This is a genomic window from Pelotomaculum schinkii (assembly GCF_004369205.1).
Lineage (GTDB): Bacteria > Bacillota > Desulfotomaculia > Desulfotomaculales > Pelotomaculaceae > Pelotomaculum_C > Pelotomaculum_C schinkii.
This window is the reverse complement of record NZ_QFGA01000001.1, coordinates 2,058,839-2,081,168: the sequence shown is the minus strand read 5'-3', so window position 1 is coordinate 2,081,168 and position 22,330 is coordinate 2,058,839. Positions and strand designations below refer to the sequence as shown.

20 protein-coding genes are annotated in these 22,330 nt (G+C 49.6%); 16 read left to right on the top strand and 4 right to left on the bottom strand.

What is annotated here, in order from left to right:
• The first annotated feature begins 36 nt into the window (after positions 1-36).
• The 16 genes from Psch_RS09680 to Psch_RS09605 all read left to right on the top strand — a co-directional run bounded on the left by Psch_RS09680 (position 37) and on the right by Psch_RS09605 (position 19,576).
• Positions 37-900 carry a sulfide/dihydroorotate dehydrogenase-like FAD/NAD-binding protein gene (locus tag Psch_RS09680; RefSeq protein WP_190240029.1) on the top strand — a complete coding sequence of 288 codons (864 nt, stop codon included), beginning with the start codon at positions 37-39 and terminating at the stop codon, positions 898-900.
• On the top strand, positions 900-2,384 hold the full coding sequence (gene gltA, locus Psch_RS09675) for an NADPH-dependent glutamate synthase (protein WP_190240028.1): 1,485 nt from the start codon (positions 900-902) through the stop codon (positions 2,382-2,384). The genes Psch_RS09680 and gltA overlap by 1 nt, the downstream gene beginning before the upstream one ends.
• A gap of 24 nt (positions 2,385-2,408) precedes the next feature.
• On the top strand, positions 2,409-3,281 hold the full coding sequence (locus tag Psch_RS09670; protein WP_190240027.1) for an FAD binding domain-containing protein: 873 nt from the start codon (positions 2,409-2,411) through the stop codon (positions 3,279-3,281).
• 21 nt (positions 3,282-3,302) lie between these two features.
• Positions 3,303-3,782 (top strand): (2Fe-2S)-binding protein, encoded by a 480-nt coding sequence (locus Psch_RS09665; RefSeq protein ID WP_190240026.1) that lies wholly within the window; start codon positions 3,303-3,305, stop codon positions 3,780-3,782.
• Between the two features lie 13 nt (positions 3,783-3,795).
• Entirely contained in the window at positions 3,796-6,123 is a 2,328-nt protein-coding gene (locus Psch_RS09660) for a xanthine dehydrogenase family protein molybdopterin-binding subunit (RefSeq protein ID WP_190240025.1), read from the top strand.
• A gap of 312 nt (positions 6,124-6,435) precedes the next feature.
• On the top strand, positions 6,436-6,828 hold the full coding sequence (locus tag Psch_RS09655; RefSeq protein ID WP_243124000.1) for an MmcQ/YjbR family DNA-binding protein: 393 nt from the start codon (positions 6,436-6,438) through the stop codon (positions 6,826-6,828).
• Positions 6,829-6,908: 80 nt separating this feature from the next.
• Positions 6,909-7,154, top strand: a complete 246-nt coding sequence (locus tag Psch_RS09650; protein ID WP_190240024.1) for an alpha/beta fold hydrolase — start codon at positions 6,909-6,911, stop codon at positions 7,152-7,154.
• A gap of 168 nt (positions 7,155-7,322) precedes the next feature.
• Complete coding sequence (locus Psch_RS09645) at positions 7,323-8,444, top strand: AAA family ATPase (protein ID WP_190240023.1); 1,122 nt, start codon at positions 7,323-7,325, stop codon at positions 8,442-8,444.
• A 730-nt stretch (positions 8,445-9,174) separates the two neighbouring features.
• Complete coding sequence (locus Psch_RS09640; protein ID WP_190240022.1) at positions 9,175-11,181, top strand: 2-hydroxyacyl-CoA dehydratase; 2,007 nt, start codon at positions 9,175-9,177, stop codon at positions 11,179-11,181.
• Positions 11,182-11,183: 2 nt separating this feature from the next.
• A complete protein-coding gene (locus Psch_RS09635) occupies positions 11,184-12,413 on the top strand; it encodes a 2-hydroxyacyl-CoA dehydratase family protein (RefSeq protein ID WP_190240021.1) in 1,230 nt (409 codons plus the stop codon).
• Complete coding sequence (locus tag Psch_RS09630; RefSeq protein WP_190240020.1) at positions 12,394-13,224, top strand: acyl-CoA dehydratase activase; 831 nt, start codon at positions 12,394-12,396, stop codon at positions 13,222-13,224. Before Psch_RS09635 ends, Psch_RS09630 begins: the two co-directional genes overlap by 20 nt.
• A gap of 15 nt (positions 13,225-13,239) precedes the next feature.
• A complete protein-coding gene (gene nikB / locus Psch_RS09625) occupies positions 13,240-14,169 on the top strand; it encodes a nickel ABC transporter permease (RefSeq protein WP_190240019.1) in 930 nt (309 codons plus the stop codon).
• Positions 14,170-14,176: 7 nt separating this feature from the next.
• Positions 14,177-15,025: a nickel transporter permease gene (gene nikC, locus Psch_RS09620; protein WP_190240018.1), complete on the top strand. Its 849-nt coding sequence runs from the start codon at positions 14,177-14,179 to the stop codon at positions 15,023-15,025.
• A gap of 121 nt (positions 15,026-15,146) precedes the next feature.
• Positions 15,147-16,688 (top strand): ABC transporter substrate-binding protein, encoded by a 1,542-nt coding sequence (locus Psch_RS09615; RefSeq protein ID WP_190240017.1) that lies wholly within the window; start codon positions 15,147-15,149, stop codon positions 16,686-16,688.
• Between the two features lies 1 nt (position 16,689).
• Entirely contained in the window at positions 16,690-18,462 is a 1,773-nt protein-coding gene (locus tag Psch_RS09610; protein WP_190240016.1) for an ABC transporter ATP-binding protein, read from the top strand.
• Complete coding sequence (locus tag Psch_RS09605; RefSeq protein WP_190240015.1) at positions 18,449-19,576, top strand: aminotransferase class V-fold PLP-dependent enzyme; 1,128 nt, start codon at positions 18,449-18,451, stop codon at positions 19,574-19,576. Before Psch_RS09610 ends, Psch_RS09605 begins: the two co-directional genes overlap by 14 nt.
• A gap of 200 nt (positions 19,577-19,776) precedes the next feature.
• Here the strand turns inward: Psch_RS09605 and Psch_RS09600 are convergent, their stop codons facing one another.
• The 4 genes from Psch_RS09600 to spoIIR all read right to left on the bottom strand — a co-directional run bounded on the left by Psch_RS09600 (position 19,777) and on the right by spoIIR (position 22,151).
• Complete coding sequence (locus Psch_RS09600) at positions 19,777-20,349, bottom strand: manganese catalase family protein (protein ID WP_190240014.1); 573 nt, start codon at positions 20,347-20,349, stop codon at positions 19,777-19,779.
• A gap of 18 nt (positions 20,350-20,367) precedes the next feature.
• Positions 20,368-20,625 (bottom strand): spore coat protein CotJB, encoded by a 258-nt coding sequence (locus tag Psch_RS09595; protein WP_190240013.1) that lies wholly within the window; start codon positions 20,623-20,625, stop codon positions 20,368-20,370.
• Between the two features lie 15 nt (positions 20,626-20,640).
• Entirely contained in the window at positions 20,641-20,892 is a 252-nt protein-coding gene (locus Psch_RS09590) for a spore coat associated protein CotJA (protein ID WP_190240012.1), read from the bottom strand.
• A gap of 491 nt (positions 20,893-21,383) precedes the next feature.
• The gene (spoIIR, locus tag Psch_RS09585) at positions 21,384-22,151 is read right to left on the bottom strand and encodes a stage II sporulation protein R (RefSeq protein ID WP_243123999.1); all 768 of its coding nucleotides are present in this window, start codon (positions 22,149-22,151) and stop codon (positions 21,384-21,386) included.
• Positions 22,152-22,330: the final 179 nt, after the last annotated feature.

Below are 22,330 nucleotides of genomic sequence, written 5' to 3'. Positions count from 1 at the left end.
ACTTAAAAAGCATTAGCAAAGGGGGGTTAATGTTTCATGTACAGGATCGTAAAAAAAGAAGTACTGGCGCCAACGCTCAACCTGATTGAAATTCATGCGCCACTGGTAGCCAGAAAAGCATTGGCCGGTCAGTTCGTTATCCTGCGCATCCATGACGAGGGTGAGCGGATTCCCGTAACCATAGCGGATTTTGACCGGAAGAAAGGAACCATTACCTGTGTTTTCCAGGAGGTGGGCAGGACAACCAAAGAACTGGCGACCTTTACAGAAGGGGAATGTCTCAAGGATTTTGTCGGCCCCCTGGGTGTCCCTTCCCACATTGAGAATTACGGCCGGGTTGCCTGTGTCGGCGGTGGAGTGGGCGTAGCGCCCGTTCATCCCATAGCCAGGGCACTTAAAGAAGCCGGTAATGAAGTGATCAGCATTATCGGGGCCCGTAATAAAGACCTCATTTTCTGGGAAGACCGCATGGGAGCCGCATCGAGTGAACTGAGAGTGACCACCGACGATGGTTCTTACTTACGCAAGGGCTTCGTGACCGACTTGCTCAAGGAGCTGATCGAGGAAGAAGGGATAGACTTTTGTCTGGCCATCGGACCCCTGCCCATGATGCGGGCGGTATGTGACCTGACCAAAAATTACGGGATCAAGACCGTGGTCAGTCTCAATCCCCTGATGGTTGACGGGACGGGTATGTGCGGTTGCTGCCGGGTAACCGTAGGTGGAGAAACCAAATTCGCCTGTGTCGATGGCCCGGAGTTTGACGGCCACCAGGTCGATTTTGCTGAAATGGCCCGCCGTTCCGTGATCTATAAGCACCAGGAAAAAGTTTCCCTGGACCTGTATGAGGAAAAAGGTACCAGGCATCATCATCAGTGCAGATGCGGGGGTGAAGAGTAATGGCTGCGGAAAACACAAAAAAAGCTATTATCCCCAAAAAGAACCCCATGCCGGCTCAGGACCCCGTGATTAGAGCCGGGAACTTTAACGAGGTTGCCTTAGGTTACAGTGAAGAGGCCGTTGTCGCCGAGGCGGAGCGCTGCATCCAGTGTAAAAACGCCCCCTGCCGGCAGGGATGTCCGGTTGATATAGACATCCCGGCTTTTATCAAAAAGGTTGCCGAACGGGACTTTGCCGGGGGTGCCCAAAAGCTCAAGGAAACCAACGCCCTGCCGGCAGTCTGCGGGCGGGTTTGTCCCCAGGAAAGCCAGTGTGAAAAGTACTGTACTCTGGGCAAGAAATATGAGCCCGTGGGCATCGGCCGGATTGAACGCTATCTGGCTGACTGGGAACTGGCTACAGGTGTGAAGATCCCGCAAACAGCGGCTCCTACCGGCAAGAAGGTAGCCATCGTGGGTTCCGGCCCGGCCGGGCTGACCTGCGCCGCCGATCTGGCCAAGCTCGGCCACCAGGTAACCATCTTTGAAGCCCTGCATATCGCGGGCGGGGTACTGATGTACGGCATTCCCGAGTTCCGCCTGCCCAAGTCAGTCGTCCAGGCGGAAATCGACAACCTCAAGAAATTGGGGGTCGATATTCAGGTCAACGCTATTGTCGGCAAGTTTTCCACTATAGATGAACTGATGGAGAGCGGCTATGACGCTGTCTTTCTCGGTACCGGCGCCGGCCTTCCCAACTTTATGCGGATACCCGGCGAAAACGCCTGCGGGGTGTACTCGGCCAATGAATTTCTGACCCGCTCCAACCTGATGCAGGCTTACCGCTTCCCGGAAACGGACACCCCCATCTTTGCCGGTAAAAGGGTGGCCGTACTGGGCGGCGGCAACGTGGCCATGGACGCCGCCCGCACGGCCCTGCGCCTGGGCGCGGAGGAGTCCTGGATCGTTTACCGGCGTTCCAGGGTTGAACTGCCGGCGCGAATTGAAGAAGTTGAGCACGCCGAGGAAGAAGGCGTTAAATTTCAATTCCTCACCAACCCGACCAGGATCCTCTATAACGATGACTACTGGGTAACCGGTATGGAATGCCTGCGCTATGAGTTGGGCGAGCCGGACGCTTCCGGCCGGCGCAGTCCGGTGCCGGTTAAAGGCTCCGAATTTATCCTCGAGGTGGACACGGTGGTGGTGGCTATCGGCACGGGGCTCAATCCGCTTATTTCCAAGACCACGCCCGACCTTGCGGTAAACAAGAGAGGCAATATCACAGCCGACCTGGAAACCGGAGCAACTTCCAAGCCGGGGGTCTACGCCGGCGGCGATGTGGTTACCGGTTCCGCCACGGTCATCCTGGCCATGGGTGCGGGGCGCGCCGCAGCCAAGTCCATCAATAATTATCTCCTGTCAAACAATAAGTTTTTATCGGGTTCCTTATTGGAGGTGAGAGAAGCCAGCCAGGTACGTGTTAACGAAGCGATGTCCAAATGAATCTCATTTTAAGGAGGTACTTTTATGCTACAAGACTACCTTGTTCCGGAAACAGTCGAACAGGCGCTGTCACATTTGCAGGAAAACAAAGGGAAAGCCAGGATCATCGCAGGGGGTACGGACCTGCTCCTGGATCTAAAGGAGGGCAAGAAAGAAGCCGGGATTTTGGTCGACATTACTAAAATTCCCGGATTGCAAATGATCACGGTGGAAAATGGCTTCGTGCGGATTGGCGCTGCTGTAACCCATAACCAGGTCGCCAAATCTGATATCATCAGGGACAAGGCTTCCGTCCTGGCCCAGGCGGCCAGATCGGTGGGTTCCCTGCAAATCCGTAATTCCGGCACAGTGGTTGGGAATGTGCTGAATGCGCAGCCTGCCGCCGACACGGCGGTAGCCCTGACAGCGCTGGGCGCGGTTGCTGAAATCCTGTCGCCGGCGGCAAAGGAGAACCTGCCGGTGGAAGACCTGTATGCCGGTCTCGGAAAAAGCGCTGTGGACAGCGCCTCCCAACTGTTGACCATGGTTCAATTTCCCGCCTTGTCAACGAATCAGGGCTCAGCTTTTGAACGGTTGGAACAACGTAAGGCGCTGGCCCTGCCCATGCTCAATGTGGCGGTGGTGGTTTCCCTGTCCGGTGAGCAGTTTGAGTGGGCCCGCATCGTCATGGCTCCGGTCGGGACAAAACCGGTGCGCGCGACCGGGTCGGAAGCAATATTAACAGGCGCCAGGGTAACTTCGGAGATAATTGAAAAGGCGGCCGGTGCGGCTATTGCCCAGGCCAACCCCAGGGACAGCGCGCTCAGAGGTTCACGGGAATACCGCCTGGAGGTCCTGCCGGTTCTGGTCAGACGCGCCCTGGAGTCGGCCGTTGCTCAAGCGAAAGCCAACTCTTAATTATAATAAGGAGGTCAGATCATGGGCGTCAAAATGCTGTCTTTTATTCTCAACGGGGAAAAAACTGTAGTGGAAGTCGCTCCTTCCGATATGCTGGTTGACGTTTTGAGGGATAAACTGCTCCTGACCGGAACCAAGAAAGGTTGCGGTAAAGGGGAATGCGGGGCTTGTACGGTGATTATAAACGGGGAGGCTGTCAACTCCTGTATGGTTCCCGCCTTAAAAGCCGAGGGCGCGGTGGTGGAAACAATCGAAGGGATCGGGCGTCCGGATAAATTGCACCCGCTGCAGGAAAGCTTCATGGATCACGGAGCCATACAGTGCGGTTTCTGTACCCCGGGGATGATCATGTCGTCAAAAGCCCTGCTCGATAAAAACCCGGCACCCAGCCGGGAAGATATCAGGGAAGCTGTATCAGGGAATATCTGCCGCTGCACGGGTTACGTCAAAATAGAAACAGCGGTGTCGGCTGCCGCGAAACAAATCAGAGAAAGCCGGTAAAGGAGGCACCGTAATGAAAAAAAATAATGTCGTTGGCAGAAATGTTCGCAGGCTGGATGCCGCTGAAAAGGCCACCGGAACAGCCACCTTTTCCACCGATTTCTACTTGCCCGGCATGCTGTACGGGAAGGTGCTGCGCAGCCCCTATCCCCATGCCCGGATTATCAGTATTGACACAACTGAAGCTGAAAAATTTCCCGGGGTTAAGGCGGTGGCTACCTATCAAAACACCTCCAGGGAAATTTTCAACACCTCCGCCACAATGACTTTTACCGTGCCGGCGCTTGAACCGGTCCTGGACCAGTATATATTTGACAACATAGTGCGCTACGTGGGTGACGAGGTGGCGGCTGTGGCGGCAGTCAGTGAAAAGGCGGCTGAGGAAGCGCTGAAATTGATTAAGGTAGAGTACAAGGAACTGCCGGCTGTATTTGATCCGCTGGAAGCAATGGAGCCGGAAGCGCCCGATATCCACCCTAACTGCGGCGCCGGTAAAAATATCCCCGGAGAAATAGTCAAGATCCCTTTTGGCGACGTAGACAAGGGTTTTAAAGAAAGCGATGTAGTATTCGAAGGACGTTTTCAATTGCCTGTTCAGAAGCAGGCCCAGCTGGAAACACAGGCGGCTGTGGCGCAGGTCGGTGTTGACGGAAAAATCACGGTCTGGTCGACTACTCAAACACCGCACCCCTCCCGGATCATCCTGGCCAAGGTTTTTGGGGTCCCCGAAAGCAAGGTCAGGGTATTGAACCCGCCTTATGTAGGAGGCGGCTTCGGTGTGCGCATCGGTTTGAGCGCGAAAGCCGAACCTATTGCTGTGGCGCTGGCCAAGCTGGCCGGGAAACCGGTCAAGGTTGTTTATTCCAGGGAAGAGGATTTTATCGCCTCAGATACACGGCATGGAGGATATGTGAGCATCAAGCTGGGAGCCAAGCAAGACGGGACCTTCCATGCAATGGAGCTGAAGGGGATTTTGAATTCCGGAGCTTACTGCAGCTTTAGCTGTGAAACGCCTGGCGTGCTGGGAGCGATGGGGCTGGCTGTTTACCGCGTCCCCAATCAGTCCTATTATGGCCACAGCGTTTACACCAATACCACCCCCGCGGGAGCCATGCGCGGTTTCGGCAACCCCCAGGCCATGTTTGCCATTGAGTCGGCGGTGGACATGATCGCCGAAAAACTGGAGATGGACCCGTTGGAGCTGCGCTTGAAAAATATTATGCAGGCCGGAGACCCCTGGTGTTTGCCTTATCCCTGCCAATCGACCGGTTTGGCCGAGTGTATTGAAAAGGGAGCGTTAAGCATTGGTTGGGAAAAAAGGAATAGCTTAAACCAGCCCGGAGCCATGAAGCTCAAGGGAATAGGTGTTGGAGTAGGTACCCACGTGAGCAACGCCTGGCCATTTTGTGTGGACTATGATAACGCTTATGTCACTGTGCAGCAGGACGGGTCCATTCACTTAGCCGCCGGAGTTCCCGACATCGGCACCGGGACCAGCACCACCCTGCCGCAATTGGCCGCCGAAGCGCTCGGCGTAGGACTCGGCGAAGTAAGCCTGACTTTTGCCGATACCGCAACCACGCCCTTTGACATCGGCAGTCACGCCAGCCGGACCTGTTATGCCGCCGGAACAGCTGTAGTGGCAGCGGCTAATGACGCCCGCAGGCAGATCCTCGAATATGCCGGTGATTTTTTAAATGTCCCGCCGGAAAGACTGGATCTCAAGGATTCTGTTATCTATATCACCGGCCGGGAATTGGGCGGGCAGTGCGCGGGAACCGGCGTGTGTCAAACCGGTGAAAACAGAAATAGTGTAAGCCTGCGGGAGTTGGCTTACCACGCGCACCTGCGCAATAAACAGTTTATCGGGGTGGGCCGGATTGTTCCGGGGAACGCCCCTCCCTGGCACGCCCATTTCGCTGAGGTCGAAGTGGACACGGAAACCGGCCAGGTCAAGGTATTAAAGATTGCCGCGGCGCACGACGTGGGCAAGGCCATCAACCCGCTTATTGTGGAAGGGCAAATCGAGGGTGGTGTCCTGATGGGCGTGGGTTACGCCATCAGTGAGGAAATCCTCTATGACGCTAAAGGAAAACAACTGCACAACAGCCTGCATAAATACATGCTGCCCACAGCGGAGGATGCGCCTGAAATAGACGCCATTGTGGTAGAGGCCAACGACCCGACCGGCCCTTACGGCGCCAAGGGTGTGGGTGAGACAGGTTTGGTGCCGACTGCGGGGGCTATTGCCAATGCGGTTTATAACGCCACAGGGATTCGCTTTTACGAGATACCTCTGACCGAAGAAAAGGTTTACAAAGCCTTAAAGCAGCGGGTTTAATCCCTGAGGTCGAGCAGATGAATGACCATCGTTGACCTGCTGCTGTTCCAGTTCCTTCATAGTCCAAGGGGTATCCTCTGGAAGTGCTCGATGGACAAAAATCATAAAATGTCTTTATTGCCGGGATCACCGGTGAGCTGAAGCAATCTGCTCATGGGTGTCCTGGCTTTTTGTTCGGCTGCCGGGTCTCCATGCAGCTCGGTGATGAGGTATTTTTAAGAAAAAAAGATTCTAGCCTGAAGACAGCTGGGGGAAACCTCATCTTCCTTTGTTTATCAATAGTGTGATAGAATTGGAAAAAATGTGACGTTTATGGGTGAACCAGTAATGAAATATGAATGGCTTGACGCGTATCTGTTGGGAAAAGCGGGCGCGGAGCATGATTTCAAGATTGAATGGCAGTGGGAGCGCTATCTCGTCTGGGGTAAGATGTTCGCGGCCACCTGTACCCCGGACCCGAAGTATAAGCCGCACAACGGGCGGAGCATGGTCATTCTGAAATGCGATCCGTTGCTTGCCGAACTGTTCCGGAAGGAGTATCCGGACGTGGTGCCGGGCTTCTACTGCGACAAGCGCTGCTGGAATTCGGTCTACCTCGACGGTGCCATGCCCGACGAAATCTTGAAGGATATGTGTGATATGTCCTACAAGCTGGTATTTGAGAAACTCCCGAAGAAAGTGCAAAAGGAGATACTCGGTGGGTAAAGGTTTTCTTATATATTGTGAAAGGGCGTGATGATCGTGAGAATGTTTAATAATCTATAAAAAATGAATGGAGGATATCAATGCCGTTTTTTAAATATAAAAATAAATCATGTTACTATGAGGAACATGGAGAAGGAATCCCTCTGCTTTTCTTGCATGGTAATACTGCTTCTTTAAATATGTTTTTAGATGTAATGGAGTCTTTTTCAAAGGATTATAAAGTTGTTCTAATAGACTTTCCCGGACACGGCTTTACCTGTGAAGGAACTCTGAAGCTGGCCGAAAAGCTATATAATGGAAACATCAACGACTTTGAAGTTCGTTGAACTGTGCAAGGTCGGAAAGGTCTGATTGGTCTATAAAGCTATTTTATGCACACTTAGAAAAGCAGAAGGGCTTATTTTTATATAAATTGTGAATAGCCCCCCCTTGTATTATCAATAAATATGTGATATTATATAGCAAACATATTGATAACCATAAGGGGGCATATTATGTTATTTCCGCTCGGAGGGCCAGTTCCTGAAAACGATATTATAGGTAGGGATAGCTTCATTGACACGCTTCAAATGCGCCTAGCAGAAGGGCATAGTGTAATGCTCGCGGGTCCGAGAAGGATTGGTAAAACTTCACTTGCACAGGAAGTACTGAGACGTTTAAAAAAGCAAGGCTTGTATGTTGCGTCGGTAGATTTCTTTCGCTTGTCGAGTAAGAGAAACATTGCCGAATCAATCATCAATAGTTGTCTCGAAAACAGGACGGGTATTCGCAGGACTTTGGATGCTGTCTGGGATCAGGCAAAATTACTTGCCGGTTCAGCTAAAATTGCCGTGAAGATGAAAGACCTGGAGTTTAATATAGGCCTTCCTAGGAAAGAGATGGACGATGAAACTTTGATGGAGTATGCATTTAGCTTACCTGAACTTCTCGCTGAAAAAGATAAAAAGCGCATGGTGGTACTGTTCGATGAGTTCCAGGACGCGGGGCAAATTACTGGTTCAGATATATATAAAAAAATGCGCTCCTTTTTCCAACTTCAAAGGAACGTGTCTTATCTCTTCCTCGGTTCCAAAGAAGGCATGATGCAATCCCTTTTCGGTGGGAAAAAACAGGCATTTTACAGGTTCGCTACAGTATTGCCAATACCCCAGATAAGGGAGAGTGATTGGGAGCTTTATATAAGTCGCAAGTTCAGGGGGAAAAACATCGAGACAAGCAGTGAAGCCGTTAAAGAAATAATATCATTGGCGGGAGGACACCCGCAAGACACCATGCTCATATGTTCTGAAGCCTATTACACTTTGTTGGAGGTAGAAGAAACTAAGCTGTCTTTAGACATTGTAAGGATCGCCTTTGACAGGGCGATGGCCACTTTAATGCCTGTATTTGATGAAATGCTTGACGAGTTGAGTAAAAAGCACTTGGTGCGCGAGGTTCTTCACAGACTTGCGATAGGAGACATCATTTACAAGGAGAAAAATCACCCTTACGATGTGAAAAGAGCTATCGACCAACTGACGCTTACTGCTGTTATAGAAAAAGAAGGTCGGGGCAAGTACAGATTTGTTGAACCGATGCTAAAAGAGTATATAGTTAGAAACTACCAGGATGGTTAGTTCTTAAAGATCTGATGGAAATAAAGCCCATTAGCAGGCGCGAACTGGTCCGGCGCTTAAGTTTATTGGGTTTTAAAGGCCCTTTTTCACGTACGAGGGAGATATCAGCGCACTTTGCTTAAGGAAATATTGAGACAGGCTGGTATATCGGAAGAGAAATGGGAAAAAACAGAATAAAGCGGATATAAGCAGGAGACGGAAGTGCTCCTTTTTTTTGTTTTAAAATTGAAGATAGGCCGAGTACCCCCCCGGGTCTTCTTTTTTTTAAGGAGGTGTTCAAGTATCCCGGATTTTGAAAAGAAGATCACAATTTTTCATTGACATGTGCTGTTGTCGATTATATTATGAAACAGTACAAAACAGCATGTTGCAACGCATAACAATATATAAAAATGGTCAAAGCCGGATACGAAGTGCCTTTACATTTAAAAAGAGAACAAAACATAAGACAGGAAAACCTGAACTGCCTGGTCTGATATTGAAACGCAGTGAAATAATCAGCGTTGTTGGATCTACTGGGGATGGAAAAAGCTGCCTTTTGAGTGACATTGAATGCCAGGCTCTCAGGGAGACACATCCAACGGGCGCCGGATTTTAATAAACGGCGCAGTGTCTTCAGGAAATGAATCGATTCACGCTGGAGGGCAGGCTTGTTGTTGAGCTGTTGCGTTCGAAATTTTTGTACGACCTTGTGACACACTTTTCATAAAAGAAGAGAGAGAGAATTCCTATGCAATTTATTAAGTCGGATCAATACGGCTTTTATGAAACAACAGTTGGGATCGATATCGGTTCACGTGCGGCAAAAGGTGCGCTGGTTCATAAGGGTCGGTTATATCTGTCTTCAGCGTACACCGGAGTAAATATGCAGACGACCGCAGAGGAAGTGCTCCACGATCTTTTATTACAAGCTGAAATAGAGCCGCGGGACATTTCTTATTTGGTCGGAACCGGATATGGACGCGTTGCGCTCAGTTTCAGTGGTTTCCCGGTAAAAATGCAAACCGAGATTTTCTGTCATGCCTTAGGCGCGCATGTACTCAACCCTGAGGTCAGAACCGTGATTGATATCGGCGGACAAGACTCCAAAGTCATTACCGTCAATGCGGATGGCGAGGTAACGGATTTCGTTATGAATGATAAGTGCGCCGCCGGTACTGGTCGTTTTCTGGAAAAAGCGGCGGAAATGCTCTCGCTTCCCTTGGAAGCACTGGGACAGGTTTCGCTTCAAAGTGCTAAGCTACTGAATATCAGTAACCAGTGCAGCGTTTTCGCCGAATCGGAGCTCATTTCCATGCTGGCGCGCGGGGAATACGTGGCGGATATCGCAGCCGGTATTCATCGAGCGGTGACAAAGCGGGTGTTAAGCTTGAGCCGCCGCCTTGACCCGAAACAGCAAATTATGTTCACCGGGGGCGTTTCTCAGAATATCGGCATGCGCAAGGCTTTGGAGGATGTTCTGCAGTGCCGTCTGGCGGAATCGGAGATCAATCCTTATTATGCCGGAGCGATCGGCGGGGCGGCGCTCGCTCTTCGCTATCTAAAACAGGAAAAGTCCCTCAAGAAGCAGCTAATACTGGCATCCGTTAAATCCGATTTTCAGGATTTGCATCACAAAATAGAGCAAAAGCTGCATTCCTATATCGACGGCGGGGAGAACCGTAAAAAAATTGGATATCTTTGCACTTATACCCCGATGGAACTGATGCACGCCGCCGATGTTTCCTACATACGTCTTTTTCAGGCCGGTACTGCGGAAGAGATTGCCGGGGGAGAACAGATAACCAGGAGCTTTTACTGTGATTTTATCAAGAGCATCCTCGGCGCGTTCCGGGAAAAGGACCCTTTATATCTCTCATTGGACGGCGTTTATAACTTCTATACCTGCGACTGTACCAAAAGGCTCAGCGAGGCGATCCTGAATTATTTTAAAGACGCCGATACCTTTGTCCTGCCCAGAAAACGCCACAATCCGGATTCTTATCAATTCCTTGCCGATGAGCTGCATTTTTTTGCCCAAACTCTGGAAGGACTAACGGGAACGCGGATTGATCCCCGGAGGCTTCGGGAAAGCATCCGGTTGTATAACAGAATCAGGACCATCTTGAAGAACATTTCCGGGTTGCGCAAGCAGAATCCTCCGCTGTTATCAGGCGGGGAATTTTATGATCTGATGCGCGGTTATTTCTATCTGGAGCCTGAACAATATTTATCAATTTGTCAGGACTTTTGGAAACAACGGCAAAGCCGTTCCGTGCCAAATGTCGATAGTGGACATAACGGCTCCCGTATTTTCCTTTCCGGTGGACTGCAGTCGGACGGCGATATGCGGCTGATAGATTTGCTGGAAAATGAGCTGAACGCGCGGATCGTTGCGGAAGATCATTGCACCGGGCTTAGAGCAATATGCTACGAGACGGATGAAACGGCGGAGCCTTATGCCGCTCTGGCCAAAGCTTATATGGATAAGGCGCCCTGCGCCCGGATGCAGCCTTTGGAAGACAGCCTGGATTTCTCCGTTGAACTGGCTAAGGAGTACAACGCGGAAGCGGTGGTCTTTGCCTATGTTAAATTCTGTCCGTGTTATGGTCAGATTAAAAATGAATTCGTCAAACGTTTTCAAAAAGCCGGTTTTCCTGTCCTTGATATCGGTCTGGATTATTCCCGCAACGATTACGGACAATTGCGTACGCGGCTGGAAACGTTTATTAACATGATTAACGGACCGGAGAGATAACAATGAATGAGAATAAAGAGTGGAAAAAAACTATGCTGCGAAACCGGGAACTGCACCGGTATTCGCCTGCTATGCAGAAGCTGTTTAATCTCACCGAAGGCTATCTGACTTATGCCGAGGATTATGCGGCAAAAGGGGGCAACGTTGTTTTTGTAATGGGGATGTGGCAGGCGCTGATTTTTGCCTGCGACGCCATACCGATCCCTTATACGGAAATCTGGACCAGGGATATTTATAAAGCGGTCGAGGTAGCGGAGACGCATTTCCAGATCCCGGCTGAAACCTGTTCCATGGTCAAAGCCTCCTTGGGAGATTGGTACATGCGCCGGAACGGACCGATCAAAAAACTGTTCGGTATGGGCTCTTCCTGTGAACCATACAACATGGCCTTGGAAGTCCTGCGTCAGTATGGGTTTAAAGTTTTTATTATGGATAGCGCCTATCGCGCGCCTAAAGCAAACGGTGTCAGATATGAACACTTGTTGGAATTCTTTAAGAAGCAGATTCTGGAATTCCAGCAGTTTTTATCCGACGGCAAGCCTTTAAACGAGGAACGGCTTGCGTTTGAGATTCGCAGGCGGAACCGTCTGATCACGAAATACCAGCATATTTTATCTCTCAGGTTGGACAACCCTTTTTATATCAAGGGTTTTGGGGTTATGTGCCTGCAGGACGGCATCACAAGCTGTTTTGGGCGGCCGGATTACTTCGAGTCAGTTTTGGACGGCCTGATCGCGGAGATGGAGGGCCTATCACCTGACGACAGAGATCTTGAGCGCGTGATTCCTCTGGTCTGGGGCGGGGGCTGGGGACAAAACTCCAGCACTCTGGAAATCCTTGACCAATCCGATGCGGCGATTCTGGGGGTGGTCTCGGCCGTTTCCCAAACTTACCGCGAGGATATTCCTCCCGTCGAATCTCTGGCCCGCTTTGTTCTGGACAGCCATAACGCCGGCGCAGCGGTTTATTTACGACAGTCTGTCGAAAAGCATGTGGAAGCGGTCAACGCGAAAGGAATCATTATCTACGGTTATTCCGGCTGCTCTCTGGAAACGGTTCCCAGAGAGATCGTCAAGGACTATTTTCAGCAGAAAGGTGTTCCCTGCATCTGCCTGGAGGGCACGTTCCAACCGGATCCTTCCCAGGGACAAACCCAAACCAGAGTGCGCGCCTTTATTGAGATGCTGGAACAGCAAAAAAAGGATGGTTGTTATGGAAACCTTTCAATGTGAAAGTTCAAAATGGGACTTCCCGATCGACCGGCAAAATTGTTGGGTGGGCGTCGATCTAGGTTCCCGCACCGGTAAAGCTGTCATGCTCTACCGGGATATGCTTTATGCCGCTCTAACGCCCACCGGGATTTCCGCCAATGAAACGGGGGAACTGTTAGTCGGATCATTAATGAAGCAATCCGGTGTGTCCAGAAAACAGATCCGGAAGATGGTCGGCACCGGGTATGGTAATGTTTCTCTTTCCCTGCGGGATATTCCCAGCGATATCATGACGGAGATTTCCTGCCACGCCAAGGGAGCGCACTGTCTCTTAACCACGGCCCGGACCGTGATCGATATCGGGGGTCAGGACGCCAAAGCGATCAGTATCGATGAAAGAAACGGCAATGTTCTGGAATTTATCCTGAATGACCGCTGCGCTGCCGGTACCGGCCGGTTTCTGGAAAAAGCGGCCTATCTTTTGGAGATGCCGGTGGAGCGGTTTTCTCGGATTTCCCTGCAGGCCGATTCTCCCTGCGAGATCAGCAGTCAATGCGTCGTATTCGCCGAATCGGAGATCATCTCGCTGAAGGCAAGCGGCTCGACGGCAGCCAATATTGCGGCGGGCGTACATATCGCCACCGCCAGACGTATCAAAAATCAGACGCGGCGGATCCAGTGTTTTCCTGATATCTTCTTTTCCGGCGGGGTATCCAACAACGAGGGTATGAAACACGCGATCGAAAGCGTTCTCGACAAACCAGTTTTCTCTCCGGAGATTAACGCTGTATACACCGGCGCTTTGGGAGCGGCGATCTATGCGGCGCAATAGGAAAGCGCGGGTTATATGAAGCGATACGTCATCAGAAGAATTCTGCAATTAATCCCGGTCTTATTGGGGGTTAGCATCCTGACGTTTTTTTTATCGTACCTTGCTCCCAGCGACCCGGCGCAGATTCTGCTGAATCAAATGGGTATTGCGCCTACCCAGGAACTTTTGGAAAAAACAAGAGAGCAAATGGGTCTTACCCAACCGGTCCCTGTGCAGTATATCAACTGGCTGGGTGGAGTAATCCACGGAGATTTCGGGACTTCATACAAGTATAATTATCCGGTTTTTGACGTAATCACCTCCAAACTGCCGGCGACCTTAAAACTAGCCGGCGCAGCAATGCTTCTGACGATTTTGCTGGCTTTGCCGTTGGGAATTCTGTCCTCCGTTTATAAAAACAAGCTTGCCGATTATCTGATCAGGATTTTTTCTCTCTTCGGTATTTCTATGCCGTCTTTTTGGTTGGGCCTGCTTCTGATATACTTTTTTACCTATCGCCTCAAGCTGCTGCCGATCATCAGTAACGGAGCCGCCGTCGGTATCATCCTGCCCGCGGTTACGCTTGCTTTTTCTATGGTTGGAAAATATGTCCGGCAGCTTAGAGCGGCTATTCTGGAAGAAATACATAAGGATTACGTACAGGGCGCTTATGCCCGCGGTGTCAGCGCCAACAAAATACTGTTCTTTCATGTTCTGCCCAATGTTCTGGTGCCAATCATCACTATGCTAGGCTTGTCGGTCGGCGGGTTGCTGGGCGGGGCGGCGATTGTGGAAACGATCTTTGTCTGGCCCGGGGTGGGGGAAATGGTGGTGGACGCCATCTTCAACCGTGATTATCCGTTGATCCAAGGCTATGTCATCTGGATGGCACTGATTTATGTCTTAACAAATTTGATTGTTGATATTATATACACGATGTTTAATCACGAGATCAAGCTGCAATGAGGAAATCATGAAATGTGCTCATTCAAATTCTCTGAACAGGATCTATCTGTTTCTGGGTGCGGGGTTTGCGTTTTTTATCTTTTTTATACAGGTTATTCTACCGGCTTTAGCCCCCCATGATCCTAACGCGGTCAATGTTCCCGTTGCCTTGCAGCAACCATGCGCCGCTTATCCGTTCGGCACCGACCGGCTGGGCCGGTGTGTTATGTCCAGAGTATTATACGGCGCCTCAACGTCCCTTATCACCACATTTACGTTGGTTTTTATTGCGGTTATTCTGGGTAGCGTCATCGGTTTGATTTCTGGCTATGCCGGCGGTTTGGCCGATTCCTGCATTATGCGTGTTACCGATGTCTTTCTTGCTTTCCCCAATTTGGTTCTGGCCATTGCAGTGGCTGGAGTCCTCGGTCCCGGCCTTTTTAACACCGGAATTGCCATTATATCCACGGGTTGGACCAAGTACGCTCGTCTGACGCGGGGATTGATCATCATGGAAAAGAATAAAAACTATGTCATTGCTGCCAAGCTGTCCGGCGCCGGTGTGAGTAAAATCATCGTCAAGTATTTGCTGCCCAATGTTGTTTCCCAAATCATTGTGATTGCGGCGGTGGATATCGGAGGTTTTCTTTTGTCGGTCGCAAGCTTGTCGTTTCTTGGTCTTGGGGCTCAGCCTCCTACTTCGGAATGGGGATACATGCTCTATGAAGGTAAAAGCATGCTGCAGCAGGCGCCGTGGCTTACCATTTTCCCCGGTATCTCAATTTTTATCACGGTATGTTTGTTTAACTTTTTGGGTGATTTTCTGCGCGACTTGTTTGATCCCAAAGAACAGTCCTCAATTCCCGACAGGTTTTAAACAGGAATTAATATCCTTGCCGGATTCTTGAATCAGATCGTGTCATAAATAACTGTTCGGTGTTCAATATACTTAGACAACTAAGTTATCGATATATTTTTGAGAAAAATGGGAGGGAAAAATGAAAACAAAAAGAATCATAGCACTTTTTTTGGTGATGGTATTCATGATAGCAAGCCTCACCGCCTGTGGATCTACTCCCACAACAAGCCAGGCAGACCCAAACAAACACCTGACGGTCGGCTTGTGGTACTTTGGCGATGGGTTGGATCCCACCCAAAGCTGGAACGGCTGGACTTTGTCCAGAACCGCCGTCGGAGAGACTCTCGTCAAGCTTGACGCCAATTCGAAGATCGTCGGCGTCCTTGCCGACAGATGGGAAAACGTTGACGCCGCCACCTGGAAAATCCATATCCGCGATGGCGTAACCTTTCAGAACGGCAATCCTGTGACCGCAGAGGCGGTAAAGTCTTCTCTGGAAAGAGCGCTTAAACTTTGTGATCGCGCTACTTCTCTTCTGCCGGTAAAAAGTATTACCGCCTCCGGGCAGGATCTGACGATTACCACAACCGAACCTTACGGCGCATTGTTAGGCAACATCGCTGATCCTTTATTCACGATCATCGATACCTCGGTTGAGCTGACCAATGTCAACACAGCGCCTGTTTGCACCGGTCCTTTTAAAGCCGTTTCCTATACTCTCGATAAGTCTATTGAAGTTGAATCTTATGATAATTACTGGGGCGGGGCCTCTCCTCTGGGCAAGGTTACCTATGTTTTGATCCGGGACGGCGATACCCGTACCTCGGCACTGCAATCCGGAGATGTCGATGTGGCGCAGGCCATTGATGTAAGCTCGCTTTCCCTCTTTGAGAACAACCCTGATTATACAATATCCAAAGTCCCCAGCACCCGCACCGCTTTGATCTGGCTGAATTTTAGCAACCCCATTCTGGCAGATATTAACGTCAGGAAAGCGCTTGCTTACAGCTTGAACCGTGAGGAACTGTCCGGTACGCTCCTGGGCGGTATTCCGGCTACGGGGCCGTTCTCGTCTTCCCTGCCTTTTGGCAATGACAAGCTCTCCGCTTACGATTATAATTTGGACAAGGCTAAACAATTAATGGCCGACAGTGGTTTAATCGATAAAAACGGCGATGGTTATGTTGAGAAAAACGGTAAGGATGTTCAACTGAAGCTTGTGATCAAGAAGGGTACCGATAACAGTACGGAGGCTTCTTACCTGCAATCCGTGTTCGCCAAAATCGGCCTCAAGGTAATTATTGAAATGGCTGACGATAACCTTGCCGCTATGGCCGATAAAAATGTCGCCTTTGATATCGGCGTAGGGAATATCAATACCGGCACGACCGGCGATCCCCAGTACTTCCTGGAGCTTTATTTCAAGAGAGGCGCTTCCGAAAATTACGGACACTACAGTAATACGGAGTTGGATTCACTGATCGGTAAGCTCGCTACCGAAATGGATACCCAAACCAGATGTAATATAGCAGCCCAAGCACAACAGATGATACTGGATGACTGTCCTTATCTGTTTATGGCCTATACAAATAACAACGTGGTCTGTAAAAGCAATATAACCGGTGTTGAAGCTTACCCCATTGATTTCTATCTGATGAACAACACCGTAGATATTAAGTAAAATGCTGCTGGATGTAAGTCACCTTTCGGTTTGCTATAAAGGACAGGTTCCATCTGTAAAAGACCTTAGCTTTCATCTAGACAACGGCGAAATTCTCGCCGTTGTCGGGGAAAGCGGCAGCGGAAAATCGACGCTTCTTCATGCGATTATCGGCCTGCTTCCCGATAATGGGCGGATCATAAACGGCTCCATCCGTTTTGCCGATCAAGACCTTACCTCATTTTCTCTCCGTCAATGGCGGGAGATACGCGGCCGGCGGATAGGGTATATTTTTCAGGACGCGGGAGCGTCGCTGAATCCGGTGCGCAAAATTGGCAGCCAGTTTACCGAATATATCCGCAGTCACGACAAGATCGGCAGAAAAAAAGCTCAAATGATGGAATCAGAAATGCTGCGGAAATTAAGTCTTCATGACGGTCAGCGGATCCTCAATTCTTATCCTTCACAGTTGAGCGGAGGAATGAAGCAGCGGGTTGCGATCGCGATGGCCATGATATTTAATCCCGATCTGATTATCGCCGACGAGCCGACCAGTGCGCTTGATACCGTATCCCAAGCGCAGATCATTGAAGAACTGCATTATCTGAAAAAAACGTTTGGTACTTCGGTTATTCTGGTTACCCATAATATCAACGTGGCCGCCAGGGTTGCTGATAAAATCGGCATCATGTTGGACGGTACTCTGCTGGAGCATGACGCTACAGATGAAGTGATCTGCAATCCAAAAACGGAATATGCCAAAGAATTGCTCAGAAACAATATCAAATTATATGAAGAATCCCTTGGCGGCTTTAACCGGGCTGAGGATGCTATTTTTACCGGTGAAAATATTTCGAAATACTATTCCACGGTAAACGGCAGAAAAGCGCTCCGTGTATTGCATCAAGTATCGATAGAAATAAAACGGGGAGAATTCATCGGAATTGTGGGCGAGAGCGGTTGCGGCAAAAGTACGTTAGCAAAAACTCTGCTGGGACTAGAAAAGCCGGATAATGGACGGGTGCTCTTTCATGACATTGATATTGCTTTCCTGTCTTTATCACAGCAACGGGAATTCAGAAGAAAGGTTCAGCTAGTCTTCCAATCTCCCATGGAGACTTTCAGTCCCCGGATGAAAATCGGAACCGTACTCAAAGAGCCGTTATGTAATTTCGGTATTAAAAACAGAAAAGAACTGCCTGAAGCGGTCAACGAAGCGTTGCAAAAGATGCTGTTACCCGAATCATATCAACACAAATATCCGCATGAACTGAGCGGTGGCGAACTGCAGAGAGTATCAATAGCCAGATGCCTTGAAATTCAGCCGGAAGTCATCATATATGATGAGCCGACATCTGCGCTGGACACGGTGATTCAAAAGCAGATCCTTAAAGATATTTTGCATATACATAAGGAAAATAAATTAACTTCAATTTTTATCAGTCATGATATTGCGCTGATACGGCATATCAGCGACCGGATCATCGTCATGTATCGCGGCTGTATCGTAGAAATCTTGCGCGGATGCGATCTTCTTACCAAAGCCAGGCACCCTTATACGAAGGAATTGCTCAACGCGGTATGCTCATTGGACAGGGAAGAAGATGTTATTAGCCCTGTAGCAACGGGTTTGAATAACGAATCTGAATCTTCGGCTACCGGCTGTGTGTATTATCATAGATGCTGCCGGCGAAAAAATGACTGTATGTTGTCGGAACCGACATTAAAAGAAGACGAGTCCGGAAATCTGTGCGCTTGTTTTTTCCCTACGGAGGTTGTAAATGATATACTTTGATAATGCTTCTACCAGTTTTCCCAAGCCTGAATGTGTTTATAAAGCGATAAACGGTTGTATGACCCAATACGGAGCCAATCCTGGTCGTTCCTGGCATATGATGGCCCGTCAGATCAATCAAAAACTGTTTGAGACCAGACAAAGCATTGCCAGACTTTTTTCCATCGATGATCCGTACCGGGTAGTATTCAGTTTTAATGCAACCGAAGCAATCAAGATAATATATGGCGGATTGTTGCAGACCGGGGATCATGTGGTCGTAACGTCTATGGAGCATAAGGCGATGCTGCGCCCGCTTCAGGAAATGGAGCGGTCCGGGGTAAGCTATACAACAGTAAAATGTACTCGTACCGGCGAACTGGATATCGATGAACTTCGGGATGCGATCAAACGTAATACAAAATTAATTGGTATGACCGGAATTTCAAACGTAACCGGAACCGTAATGCCTATTAAGGAGGTCGGACGGATTTGCCGGGAAAAGGGGATACAGTTTATGGTTGATGCTTCCCAGGCCGCCGGCGTTCTTGATATCGATGTTCAGGCCATGAATATCGATTTGTTGGTAGCTTCCGGTCACAAAAGCCTTTATGGTATGCAGGGAACAGGAGTGCTGTATGTTTCTCCGCAGGCCAAAATACGCCCATATGTAGGTCGGGTGCCGGAAGAGGAAATTAACAGTTGGTTATTTTACGAACGCTATGAGATCGGAACGCTAAATGCACCGGGTCTTGTCGGATTAAAAGCCGGTGTGGATTTTATCCTATCTGAAACACCCGAAAAAATCAGGATGCATGAGCAAATTCTTACCCGACGTTTGATCGAAGGATTACAAGGCATAGAACGAATAGTCCTTTACGGTCCGCTGTCTGAAAAAAAGCAGGTCGGTATCTTGTCCTTAAACATTAAGGAAAAAACTCCACAGGAAGTTGCGGAGTTACTGGATAAGCGGTATAAGATCGGAGTTCGTCCCGGTCTGCATTGCGCGACTTACGCTCATGAAACCATTGGTACGGGTGATATGGGAAGCGTAAGGTTCAGCATGGGTTATTTTAATACAATAGAAGAAGTGGATTTGGCGATCTTCGCTTTGAGAAATATAGCAAAAAGTTAAAGCTTTAAAAAATATCGTTTTGCAAGTATTGACATGGTGGGATAGATTTAAATTAAGGTATACTTCTTTGTACATTTTAGACCCATATCACCGCACGCATCACTATAAGGTGAAATCACTCTTGTAATAGTCAGGATTGTTTTGGTTGAAGAGCTCAGCCTCATTTGCAGCATACGGCCCCGCTTTGGGCGCCGTATACGCTAAAAAAACTTCTTTGATTCCAGGCATGCCTGGACGTCGTTTAAGCATTCTCCGAACCGCTGGAAGTGGACCACTTCTCTTTCTCTCAAAAAACGAAGCGTGTCTTTTATGCCGGGATCGTCGGTGAGCTGGATCAGGTGCTCGTAGGTGGTCCTGGCTTTTTGCTCTGCCGCCATGTCTTCATGCAGGTCGGTAACCGGGTCGCCGGTAGCCTGGACGTAAGCGGCCGTCCAGGGGACGCCGGCGGCGTCGGCCGGGTAAACGGCACGGTCGTGTTCGGCAAAATGCGCCCCTAAGCCGGCCTCCCTGAGCTGCTTGGCCGGCACGCCCTTGACCAGCTTGTAGATCATGGTGGCTATGATCTCCCAGTGGGCCAGTTCCTCGGTGCCGATATCGGTCAAAAGCCCTTTGGCCATATTGGTGGGCATGGAGTAGCGCTGGGTTAGATACCTGACCCCGGCAGAAAGTTCACTGTCCGGCCCGCCGTACTGGGCCATCAGGAACTTGGCCATCCCGATGTCGTTTTTTAATACGCGGACAGGGTATTCCAGTTTCTTTTCATACATCCACATAGCTCTTTAGTCCTTTCTTTAGGCGTATTCAATTTCCCACGGCCATGGCCCCTCGATCCATTGCCAGGGGCATTTAACCGGACTTGTGCTTAAAAGTGTCAGGGGCCCATAAATTTCTTCATACCGCTTGATAGCCGGCAGGAGTTTATCGCGTACGGCGGCGTAGTCCCTGAGCGCCGCGCGATCCTGGGGGTGCGTGTCCAGGAATAAATTCAGCTCAATTAAAACAAATTCAAGTTCCTGGATTTCCCTAAGTAGGGCCAATCTTTCGTCCATCTTTCTCTCTCCTCGTTAATAAGGATAAGGTCTATAGAGGTCTGGAAAAAGAGTGCCTTTTTCCAATGCCTCGGCCGGAGTAAATGTTCGCCCGTATTTTTGCCAGATCACATAGGCCTGGGCCAGGCGGGCGGTCGGATACAAACCTTCAGCCTGCAGGTCTTCGGCTGTTTGGCTTTTGACTTCAAACGGCGCTTCAGCTTTATCTTTGCCCTTGACAGCGGGAGCCGGGCTGGCGGGCGGCCTCTGCGGGTTCTGCGGCAGCATGAAATGACCTCCTTTATTGGCATGATTTCTCACTTCCAGCTTATGTATGGTATTTGCGGCTTGTGACCGGCAAGGGGAAATTTTGGCTCTTGCGAAAACCGGGATTGGAGACATATTGAGGTTATTGTCCGTTAACCGGCGGGCACGTCAAAAGCCCGGGTTCGTTAAAAACCCGGGCCTAATTAGCATACGGAGCAATTCCCCCAAATGTGGGTCGAATTCATTCGCACAAATGTAACACTAGTACCAACAAGTTCGGCGCTAACACGCCGTGTGCGATTGAAATCACATCCACAGCGCTAAGTTTTCATCCGCCGCCGGCGCCGCGACAGCGGCTTGTTGAACCTTACAGAAAAATAGTCCTTGTTTTGGCTAAAAACGTACATTGCTTAAAGACCCAGATACCAATCGGCAGCAAGGGCATTGTCTTTGACCCTATAAGTAATGCAGTATATTCCGACGTCCGATGTCTGACGACCGACGACTGAATCCTACAGCCTTTTAAGCCATTCTATTAATCTGAACGAAAAGATCACTTTACAATCGTCTTCTTCGTTATCCGCCTTGAAATTTACATCCCCGGCTGCTTGAGTATTGTAATTTTCCATCTTCTGTTCATCCGGTCTATATGCTTCCGGTTTGCCGTTTGTGTCCCCGGCTATTTGAACGTCCAGGGTCTGAGACGTTTGTTTGCTTACGGTAATATCAGGTTTTGAAGGGACGGACGGAAAACTCATTGCTGGTGTGTCGATGGCTGCATTTCTGGTCATATCCACAAAGCAGAGAGGCGGGAAGAGGACGCACCACCAATTTGTTCCCTCTCCGTTCCCGATAACCACCCGCACCGCCTCGTAATCACCTGCGGGGAGAATGAATGCGCCATAATGCTTGGTGGGGAAAGGAAAAGTGTCCAGTTCCGCAGTAACGGGGTAATCCTTGCCCTCCGCCTTTATTACGCGACTGGCGATCAATTCAATCCGGTCAAGGTTAGACCGTGCGGTCAGTCTGGCCGATTCGATATTCCCGGAGGCCAAAAACTCCGGAGCCATAACCTGGATGATTTCATCCCTGACTTTACGCTTGAGCGCCTGGTCAGCCTCGCTGTCGCTGTTAGCTAAAACGTGCAGGCGAATGAAACCGCCGCCTGCTACGGAAGTTTCAGAAACTGCGGCAGGCAGGCTGACGTAAAAGAGCAATCCCGACAGTATTAGCCCGCCTGCCAGTATTCTATAAACCCATTTCATATTGAATGCCCGCATACCACACACCTCATCACTAAAAAAGATTGTTGACTGGTTGTAGTATAACCAGAACCTGTTGGAATCTTACGCAATCCGATAATTTTCTGGTTTAATTTACCAGGATAAATCACGCTGGAGGCTTTAAACAAACCCCTGAATATTTGGAAGGGAGCCGTATTAACATGTAGACACTGGAA

Excerpts from the sequence above, each read along its gene's own strand:
- Psch_RS09595 (WP_190240013.1), bottom strand. The coding sequence starts at position 20,625 with ATGGACGAAAGATTGGCCCTACTTAGGGAAATCCAGGAACTTGAATTT.
- Psch_RS09600 (WP_190240014.1), bottom strand. The coding sequence starts at position 20,349 with ATGTGGATGTATGAAAAGAAACTGGAATACCCTGTCCGCGTATTAAAA.
- spoIIR (WP_243123999.1), bottom strand. The coding sequence starts at position 22,151 with ATGCGGGCATTCAATATGAAATGGGTTTATAGAATACTGGCAGGCGGG.
- Psch_RS09640 (WP_190240022.1), top strand. The coding sequence starts at position 9,175 with ATGCAATTTATTAAGTCGGATCAATACGGCTTTTATGAAACAACAGTT.
- Psch_RS09660 (WP_190240025.1), top strand. The coding sequence starts at position 3,796 with ATGAAAAAAAATAATGTCGTTGGCAGAAATGTTCGCAGGCTGGATGCC.
- Psch_RS09665 (WP_190240026.1), top strand. The coding sequence starts at position 3,303 with ATGGGCGTCAAAATGCTGTCTTTTATTCTCAACGGGGAAAAAACTGTA.
- Psch_RS09655 (WP_243124000.1), top strand. The coding sequence starts at position 6,436 with ATGGGTGAACCAGTAATGAAATATGAATGGCTTGACGCGTATCTGTTG.
- Psch_RS09615 (WP_190240017.1), top strand. The coding sequence starts at position 15,147 with ATGAAAACAAAAAGAATCATAGCACTTTTTTTGGTGATGGTATTCATG.
- Psch_RS09680 (WP_190240029.1), top strand. The coding sequence starts at position 37 with ATGTACAGGATCGTAAAAAAAGAAGTACTGGCGCCAACGCTCAACCTG.
- Psch_RS09645 (WP_190240023.1), top strand. The coding sequence starts at position 7,323 with ATGTTATTTCCGCTCGGAGGGCCAGTTCCTGAAAACGATATTATAGGT.
- Psch_RS09650 (WP_190240024.1), top strand. The coding sequence starts at position 6,909 with ATGCCGTTTTTTAAATATAAAAATAAATCATGTTACTATGAGGAACAT.
- nikB (WP_190240019.1), top strand. The coding sequence starts at position 13,240 with ATGAAGCGATACGTCATCAGAAGAATTCTGCAATTAATCCCGGTCTTA.
- nikC (WP_190240018.1), top strand. The coding sequence starts at position 14,177 with ATGAAATGTGCTCATTCAAATTCTCTGAACAGGATCTATCTGTTTCTG.
- Psch_RS09630 (WP_190240020.1), top strand. The coding sequence starts at position 12,394 with ATGGAAACCTTTCAATGTGAAAGTTCAAAATGGGACTTCCCGATCGAC.
- Psch_RS09590 (WP_190240012.1), bottom strand. The coding sequence starts at position 20,892 with ATGCTGCCGCAGAACCCGCAGAGGCCGCCCGCCAGCCCGGCTCCCGCT.
- Psch_RS09635 (WP_190240021.1), top strand. The coding sequence starts at position 11,184 with ATGAATGAGAATAAAGAGTGGAAAAAAACTATGCTGCGAAACCGGGAA.
- gltA (WP_190240028.1), top strand. The coding sequence starts at position 900 with ATGGCTGCGGAAAACACAAAAAAAGCTATTATCCCCAAAAAGAACCCC.
- Psch_RS09670 (WP_190240027.1), top strand. The coding sequence starts at position 2,409 with ATGCTACAAGACTACCTTGTTCCGGAAACAGTCGAACAGGCGCTGTCA.
- Psch_RS09610 (WP_190240016.1), top strand. The coding sequence starts at position 16,690 with ATGCTGCTGGATGTAAGTCACCTTTCGGTTTGCTATAAAGGACAGGTT.
- Psch_RS09605 (WP_190240015.1), top strand. The coding sequence starts at position 18,449 with ATGATATACTTTGATAATGCTTCTACCAGTTTTCCCAAGCCTGAATGT.